The 6,029-nt window shown below is 74.4% G+C and carries 6 protein-coding genes; 1 reads left to right on the forward strand and 5 read right to left on the reverse strand.

The window, feature by feature from the left end:
- Positions 1-329: 329 nt before the first annotated feature.
- The 3 genes from STRAU_RS25110 to STRAU_RS25120 all read right to left on the reverse strand — a co-directional run bounded on the left by STRAU_RS25110 (position 330) and on the right by STRAU_RS25120 (position 3,245).
- Positions 330-1,625, reverse strand: a complete 1,296-nt coding sequence (locus STRAU_RS25110; RefSeq protein WP_016643198.1) for a ribonuclease D — start codon at positions 1,623-1,625, stop codon at positions 330-332.
- Between the two features lie 78 nt (positions 1,626-1,703).
- Positions 1,704-2,366 carry a response regulator transcription factor gene (locus STRAU_RS25115; RefSeq protein WP_016643199.1) on the reverse strand — a complete coding sequence of 221 codons (663 nt, stop codon included), beginning with the start codon at positions 2,364-2,366 and terminating at the stop codon, positions 1,704-1,706.
- 261 nt (positions 2,367-2,627) lie between these two features.
- The gene (locus tag STRAU_RS25120) at positions 2,628-3,245 is read right to left on the reverse strand and encodes a DUF3000 domain-containing protein (RefSeq protein ID WP_016643200.1); all 618 of its coding nucleotides are present in this window, start codon (positions 3,243-3,245) and stop codon (positions 2,628-2,630) included.
- 328 nt (positions 3,246-3,573) lie between these two features.
- On the opposite strand from STRAU_RS25120, the gene hemE reads away from it, so the two are divergent.
- Complete coding sequence (gene hemE, locus STRAU_RS25125; protein WP_037661762.1) at positions 3,574-4,641, forward strand: uroporphyrinogen decarboxylase; 1,068 nt, start codon at positions 3,574-3,576, stop codon at positions 4,639-4,641.
- 44 nt (positions 4,642-4,685) lie between these two features.
- On the opposite strand, the gene STRAU_RS25130 is transcribed toward hemE, so the two are convergent.
- Positions 4,686-5,348: a spherulation-specific family 4 protein gene (locus STRAU_RS25130; RefSeq protein WP_016643203.1), complete on the reverse strand. Its 663-nt coding sequence runs from the start codon at positions 5,346-5,348 to the stop codon at positions 4,686-4,688.
- A partial coding sequence (locus tag STRAU_RS25135) for an NAD-dependent epimerase/dehydratase family protein (protein ID WP_158692119.1) occupies positions 5,345-6,029 on the reverse strand: 685 nt, incomplete at its 5' end. The genes STRAU_RS25135 and STRAU_RS25130, both read right to left, overlap by 4 nt.

Below are 6,029 nucleotides of genomic sequence, written 5' to 3' on the forward strand. Positions count from 1 at the left end.
GGTTTCTCCCACCCGCCCGCCCGTGGCTGTCGGACCAGTCGCACCGTTTGCGCGCCGGGGGCGCGGGGTGCGGCGCTGTGGGGCGGCATTCGCGAGTGCAGGGGGCTGCAACTGTTCCCGCCGCTGCGCGGCGGTTTTTCCCACCCGCCCGCCCGTTGCTGTCGGACCAGTCGCGCCGTCGCGGCCCTGGGGGCGACCGGGTCCGCGCTGTGCGCCGCCGCACCCCCTCCCGTGTTTTCGGCCCGCAGCCGCGTCCCACAGTCATGGGCGGGCGGGTGGAAGGCGCCTTGGGCGCGGCTGGGGGGACAGGCCCTCCAGCCGCGGGGGGCTTACGGGGCGGGTGTCGCCAGGGCCCTGGTGAGGGCCGGGGTTACCTGGGTGATCTGCCAGGGGCGGGCGCCATGCGTGGTGAGGGCGGTGGCCACGGAGTCGGGGGTGAGCTCCGTGGGCGGCTCCCAGCACACGCGGCGGACGGTGTCCGGCGTGATCAGGTTCTCCTGGGGCATGTTGAGGCTTTCGGCCAGGGACGACACCGCGGCTCGCGCCGCGGACAGGCGCGCCGCCGCGGCGGGATCCCGGTCCGCCCAGGAGCGGGGCGGCGGCGGCCCCGCCACCGCCTGCCCGGGCTGCGGCAGCTCCGCGTCCGGCAGCGCCTTGGCGCGATCCACCGCGGCCTGCCACTGCTCGAGCTGGCGCCGCCCCATGCGGTGCCCGAACCCGGGCAGCGCGGTCAGCGCGTGCACGTTCGCGGGCACGGCGAGCGCCGCCTCCACGATCGCCCCGTCACTGAGCACCTTGCCCGGCGAGACGTCACGGCGCTGCGCGATCCGGTCCCGGGCGGTCCACAGCTCGCGGACGACCGCCATCTGCCGCCGGCGCCGCACCTTGTGCATGCCGGACGTACGCCGCCAGGGATCCTTGCGCGGTGGCGCGGGCGGCGCCGAGGCGATCGCGTCGAACTCCTCGCGGGCCCACTCCAGCTTCCCCTGCCGGTCCAGCTCCTTCTCCAGGGCGTCGCGGAGGTCGACGAGGAGTTCGACGTCGAGCGCGGCATAGCGCAGCCAGGGCTCGGGCAGCGGCCGCGTCGACCAGTCGACGGCGGAGTGGCCCTTCTCCAGGACGTACCCGAGGACGCTCTCGACCATCGCGCCGAGGCCGACCCGCGGGAACCCGGCGAGCCGCCCGGCCAGCTCCGTGTCGAAGATGACGGACGGAACCATGCCTATTTCCCGCAGGCACGGCAGATCCTGGGTCGCGGCGTGCAGCACCCACTCGGTGCCGGCCAGCGCCTCGCCGAGCCCGGACAGGTCGGGGCAGGCGACGGGGTCGACGAGCGCGGTGCCCGCGCCCTCGCGGCGGAGCTGGACGAGATACGCGCGCTGGCCGTAGCGATACCCGGAGGCCCGCTCGGCGTCCACGGCCACCGGTCCCGTACCGGCGGCAAATGCCTCGATGACCTGCGAAAGCGCTTCCTGGTCGGAGACGACCGGCGGAATGCCGTCACGCGGTTCGAGGAGAGGGGTGGGTGTCCCTTCGACGGAGACGCCTGCGACGCCTTCGTCCGGAGGAGCGCCTCCGGTGGTTCGCAGTGAACTGTCTGCTGCGGTCTCTTGGGCGTCGGTCACCTGTCAAGGGTATCTGTGAACGCACGGCGCCCGTCGACGGAACGTTACGTCGACGGGCGGCCAGGGGGTGTAAATCGGTCAGTGGATGATTCCCGTGCGCAGGGCCACCGCTACCATTCCCGCCCGGTCGCCCGTACCGAGCTTGCGGGCGATGCGGGCGAGGTGGCTCTTGACGGTCAGCGCGGACAGGCCCATCGAGACGCCGATGGCCTTGTTGGACTGCCCCTCGGCGACGAGGCGGAGCACCTCCACCTCGCGTCCCGACAGTTCGCGGTAGCCGCCCGGGTGGCTCGGGGTGCCCGGCGGGCGCCGGTGCATACGGGCGGCGGCGGAGCCGATGGGGGCGGCGCCGGGTCGGGTGGGGAGCCCCACGTTCGTACGGGTGCCGGTGACGACGTAGCCCTTGACGCCGCCCGCGAGGGCGTTGCGCACGGCGCCGATGTCGTCGGCGGCGGAGAGCGCGAGTCCGTTGGGCCAGCCCGCGGCGCGGGTCTCGGACAGGAGGGTCAGGCCGGAGCCGTCGGGAAGGTGGACGTCCGCGACGCAGATGTCGCGGGGGTTGCCGATGCGGGGACGAGCCTCCGCGATGGACGAGGCTTCGATGACGTCACGTACACCGAGGGCCCACAGGTGGCGGGTCACGGTGGAGCGGACGCGGGGGTCGGCCACGACGACCATGGCGGTCGGCTTGTTCGGGCGGTAGGCGACCAGGCTTGCGGGCTGCTCGAGGAGAACGGACACCAGGCCTCCTGGGGGGCGGCGGGACGGGGCAGGCTCGGGGTGAAGCCGGGACGAACCGTGCGTTTCAAGGTCACAGACCTCTTCGGCACCAACAGCACCCGCCTTTAGGGGATGATCACGATTTGGTGAGTAACAATTCGGGCGATTCGGACACGTGATCGATCATCCGACGATCGACCGTTCTCACCAGGCGTGATTCCCCCACCCGCCGCACCCCGCCCCGGCGGCGTCAACGCCGGGGGTCACCGCCGCGCCCCGACGTCACGTGGAGCGCGGCCCCCGCCGCTGCGGCAGCGACACCACCGAGCCGTCGGCCGCCGCGGCCGGAGGCAGCCCCGCGACCTGGCACAGCAGGTCGCACCAGGCCGCCAGATGCGCCCCGGCGTCCGGTACGCCGCCGGCCGACTCGCGCGGCGTCCAGGACGCCCGGATCTCGATCTGCGAGGCGGGCGGGCGCTCCGCGAGCCCGCCGAAGTAGTGCGAACCCGCCCGCGTGACGGTCCCGCTCGGCTCGCCCGGCGCCAGGCCGCGGGCCTGCAGCGCACCGGTCAGCCAGGACCAGCACACCTCGGGCAGCAGCGGGTCCGCCGCCATCTCCGGCTCCAGCTCCGCCCGCACCAGCGTCACAAGCCGGAAGGAGCCCTTCCAGGCGTCGTGCCCCGCCGGGTCGTGCAGCAGCACGAGGCGGCCGTCCGCCAGGTCCTCGTCGCCGTCGACGACGGCCGCCTCCAGCGCGTACGCGTACGGAGCGAGGCGCTTCGGCGGTGGTGTCGCGTCCACCTCGATCCCTGGCCGCAACCGTGCCCCGCGCAGCGCCTCGACCGCAGCGCGAAACGGTGGCGGAGCGGAGTCCGCCACCACCCCCTGTGCGCCGTCCATCTCGCCAGCGCCGTCCGACCGTTGTCCCTGAGCCGCAGCCATGCGGGGAAGATTAAGGGGAATGGCGCCTCCGTGCAGGGAGGCGCCCCTCTCGGGGCGCGCGTTCGCTCTCCGCTTGACTCCGCGGCGCGGGTTTTCACGGTCCCGCGGGCGGGGGCGCCGTGGCATCGCGCTGCGCGCTCGTCCTCAAACGCCGGACGGGCTTTGATTTCCTCGGCTCGGGTGTCTGGCTGTCGCGCTGCGCGCTCGTCCTCCACGTCCTCAAGCGCCGGACGGGCTTGATTTGCCCCCGCGTCCCGTTCTGTCCTGCCCGTGCGAAACTTTGGGGGTGAGTGTCGATGACGAGGCCACCGGCCGGCAGAACGCAGCTACGTATGACTCCGCATTTCTGAAGGCGTGCCGGGGGGAGCCCGTGCCGCACACGCCGGTCTGGTTCATGCGGCAGGCCGGGCGGTCGCTGCCCGAGTACCGCAAGGTGCGCGAGGGCACGGCCATGCTGGAGTCGTGCATGATGCCGGAGCTGGTCACGGAGATCACGCTGCAGCCGGTGCGCCGGCACGGCGTCGACGCCGCGATCTACTTCAGCGACATCGTCGTACCGCTCAAGGCCATCGGCATCGACCTCGACATCAAGCCCGGCGTCGGGCCCGTCGTGGAGCAGCCGATCCGGTCCCGCGCGGACCTCGCGCGGCTGCGCGACCTCACGCCCGAGGACGTCTCGTACGTCACCGAGGCCATCGGGATGCTCACGCGCGAACTGGGCGGAACGCCGCTCATCGGGTTCGCCGGCGCCCCATTCACCCTCGCGAGCTACCTCGTCGAGGGCGGACCGAGCCGTAACCACGAGCACACCAAGGCCATGATGTACGGCGACCCGCAGCTGTGGGCCGACCTGCTCGACCGACTCGCGGAGATCACCGGCGCCTTCCTGAAGGTGCAGATCGAGGCGGGCGCGAGCGCCGTGCAGCTCTTCGACTCCTGGGTGGGCGCGCTGGCACCCGCCGACTACCGGCGCTCCGTGATGCCCGCGTCCGCCAAGGTCTTCGAGGCCGTGGCGGGGTACGGCGTGCCGCGCATCCACTTCGGTGTCGGTACGGGTGAGCTGCTCGGGCTGCTCGGCGAGGCCGGTGCCGACGTGGTCGGCGTGGACTGGCGGGTGCCGCTGGACGAGGCCGCCCGGCGCGTCGGCCCCGGCAAGGCGCTCCAGGGCAACATCGACCCGGCCGTGCTCTTCGCCTCGCGCGAGGCCGTCGAGGCGAAGGCCGACGAGGTGCTCGCCGCCGCCGCGGGCCTGGAAGGGCACGTCTTCAACCTCGGCCACGGCGTGCTGCCCACCACCGACCCCGACGCGCTGACCCGGCTCGTGGAGTACGTCCACACCCGCACCGCCTCCTGAGGCGAAGGGCTCAGCAACGCGGCAGGCTCAGCAAGGCGGCAGGCTCAGCAAGGCGGCTGGGGCGGCTGAGGCGGCTGAGTCCATGGGTTGGGGCCCGCGCCCGGCACCGCGCAGTGCACCCCCGCCCCGCGCCGCACCGCGGTGCGCGCGGCGAGCGGCACCAGGGCGGGCGGCACCCCGTACACCAGGTGGCAGAAGTGCTCGGGGGAGTGCCGGGCCGTCCACGGCGGGGCGGTGAACGACCGCAGATACGTCGTCCAGTGCCCCTCGAACGTGACCAGGAGGTCGGCCGCGCGCGCGTAGCCCGGCGCCGGGTGCACGCCCGGGTTGAGGACCACCGGCGCTGCCCCGCGCACCCGCGCCGAGCGGACCAGGCGTCGGCAGTGCCGCAGGTCACGACGGCCCGGCGCGATCCGGTCGAAGAAACACCCGTCGACCCGGTACCAGTCGCGGTACCGGTCCAGGTCGTCGTCGATCGCCTGCCGCGAGCGCTGCCCGTACGCCGTGTCGACGTACCCGAGCACCCGCACCCCCGCCGTCCGCAGCGCGTGCGCGGCCTCGGCGAATGCCGGGTCGGGGGCCGCGCCCGGCCCGTCGGCGGCGTTCAGGACGACGCCGTACAGGTCGGGCGCGACCGCCACGAGCGCCTCCCAGGCCGCGGGGTCCGCGGCCGGGTGCACATACAGCGGCACGAGCAGGGATCTCATGAGCGGGGCCCGTCGGGGGCCGGGGCCGGCCGCGAGCCCCGCCCGGCGGAACGCCCGGGCGCGGGGATCCCGCGCAAGGACTGCTGCCCGGCGCCCGGCCCCGCGTCCCGTGCGGGGCTCGGTCCGGTCTCCGGCCCCGGAGCCGCTCCGCTCCCCATGCCGTCGGCCGTCCACAGCGCTGCCAGCGACTCGGCGAGCGTGAACACCGGGCGCCAGCCCAACTCCCTTGCGGCGGCGGTGATGTCGGCGCACTGCCAGGGGACCGCCGCCGAGCGTCCGGAGCCGGTGAGGGTCTCCTCGACGCGGCCCCGGAAGCCCGCCGCGCGGACCAGGCCGTGCGCCAGGTCGCGCACCGGGACCGACCGGCCGCTGCCGACGTTGAGGACGGGTGGCAGCGGCCCGGGCGCGGTCACGGCGAGGGCGACCGCCTCGGCCACGTCGCGTACGTCGACGAAGTCGCGGTACGACGACAGATCGCCGACCCGGACCGTGTCGTGCGGCGACTGCCCCGCGGCGCGCCGCAGTTCGGCCGTGAACCGGCCGGGCAGACCCGCGGCGGGCGCGCCGGGACCGACCGGGTTGGTCACCCGCAGGACGACCGCGCCGAGGCCCGACGCGGCGACGGCGAGGGTGCCCGCCAGCTTGGTCGCGCCGTACGGGGCGAGAGGGCGGGCGGGGGCG

The sequence above is a fragment of the Streptomyces aurantiacus JA 4570 genome, from assembly GCF_000414115.1.
GTDB lineage: Bacteria > Actinomycetota > Actinomycetes > Streptomycetales > Streptomycetaceae > Streptomyces > Streptomyces aurantiacus_A.

Excerpts from the sequence above, each read along its gene's own strand:
- STRAU_RS25120 (WP_016643200.1), bottom strand. The coding sequence starts at position 3,245 with ATGGACGGCGCACAGGGGGTGGTGGCGGACTCCGCTCCGCCACCGTTT.
- STRAU_RS25130 (WP_016643203.1), bottom strand. The coding sequence starts at position 5,348 with ATGAGATCCCTGCTCGTGCCGCTGTATGTGCACCCGGCCGCGGACCCC.